Raw genomic sequence first — 1,506 nt, forward strand, 5'->3', positions numbered from 1 at the left:
ACCTGAAAAATGACGGACACCGCAGCCTCGAGGAGCTTGATCAGCAATCCGGCCTGCGCTTTCTCAAGGGTTGCACCCCCTGGCACCTGGAGTGCGATATTGCCATCCCCTGCGCAACGCAGAACGAGCTGAACGCAGACGACGCGCGCGTGCTGCTCGACAATGGCTGCGAGTGCGTGACCGAAGGCGCAAACATGCCCTCGACCGCCGAGGCTATCACCGTATTTCAGCAAGCGTGCATTCTCTTTGGTCCGGGCAAGGCTGCCAACGCCGGCGGGGTGGCTGTCAGCGGACTGGAGATGTCGCAAAATGCGATGCATCTGCACTGGAGTGCGGCGGAGATAGACGACCGTCTGCGCGAAATAATGAAATGCATTCACCAGTCCTGCGTGGACTGCGGTGAAGAATCGGACAATTACATAGATTATGTAAAGGGTGCCAACCTGGCAGGCTTTACCAAGGTAGCCGAAGCAATGCTTGCGCAGGGAATCATCTGAAAACGCCAACAGAGGCTATAGTGATAGATACACGTAGCCTGCCAGGGCAGAATCATGAGTGAAGACCGCCGCCGTTTTACCCGCATTCCCTTCGACGCCCAGACCAGCCTGCGCCAGGACGGGGTGGAATTCGATGTGCAACTGGTGGACGTCTCGCTGCATGGCCTGCTGGTTATCCAGCCGCCCGACTGGACGGCAGTCAGCGACCATGCACAGTTCAATGCCGTTATCCAGCTCGCAGAGGGCAGCCAGATCCGCATGGACGTACACCTTGCCCATGCCGAGGAAGGCCTGCTTGGCTTCGAGTGCGATCACATCGACCTGGACTCGATCAGTCATCTCAAACGCCTGGTCGCACTGAATACCGGCGATGAGAAGCTGCTGGAACGCGAACTCGGTGGCCTGCTCTGATCAGTCGAAGATAGCCGCCAGCGCCTCGTCCAACCGTGTCACCGCGACCACCTGCATCCCCTTGGGGCTTTCCTTCGGGGCGTTCGCGCGAGGCACTATGGCCCGGGTGAACCCGTGCTTGGCCGCCTCCTTCAGCCGCTCCTGACCACTGGGTACCGGCCGTATCTCACCGGACAGCCCGAGCTCGCCAAAAACCATCAGGTCCATCGGCAGCGGCCGGTTACGCAGGCTCGACATCACCGCCGCCAGCAATGCCAGGTCAACCGCGGTCTCCAACACCTTGACCCCGCCCACCACATTGACGAACACATCCTGGTCGTAGGTCGCCACGCCGCCGTGGCGATGCAGCACGGCCAGCAACATCGCCAGCCGGTTCTGGTCCAGACCCAGCGTGACGCGACGGGGATTGCCCAGATGCGAGGTATCCACCAGCGCCTGCACTTCCACCAGCATGGGCCGCGAGCCCTCCCAGGTGGACATCACCACACTGCCGGGGATCGGCGTCTCGTAACGCGAGAGGAAAATCGCCGAGGGGTTGGATACTTCTTTCAGCCCCTTATCGGTCATCGCGAACACGCCCAGTTCGTTGACTGCACCA

The 1,506-nt window shown here is 60.8% G+C and carries 2 protein-coding genes and 1 pseudogene; 2 read left to right on the forward strand and 1 reads right to left on the reverse strand.

Features of this window, described 5'->3' with window-relative positions:
- Both ABYA88_RS16450 and ABYA88_RS16455 read left to right on the forward strand, forming a co-directional pair.
- Window positions 1-497 (forward strand): annotated as a pseudogene (locus ABYA88_RS16450) (glutamate dehydrogenase); the annotation flags it as partial.
- Between the two features lie 54 nt (window positions 498-551).
- Complete coding sequence (locus tag ABYA88_RS16455) at window positions 552-908, forward strand: PilZ domain-containing protein (RefSeq protein WP_373188460.1); 357 nt, start codon at window positions 552-554, stop codon at window positions 906-908.
- Here ABYA88_RS16455 and ABYA88_RS16460 read toward each other — a convergent pair.
- The coding region (locus ABYA88_RS16460) for a magnesium chelatase domain-containing protein (RefSeq protein WP_373188461.1) at window positions 909-1,506 on the reverse strand (598 nt) is incomplete at its 5' end.

Origin of the sequence: Halopseudomonas sp. (assembly GCF_041579695.1) — a bacterium.
Classification (GTDB): Bacteria; Pseudomonadota; Gammaproteobacteria; order Pseudomonadales; family Pseudomonadaceae; genus Halopseudomonas.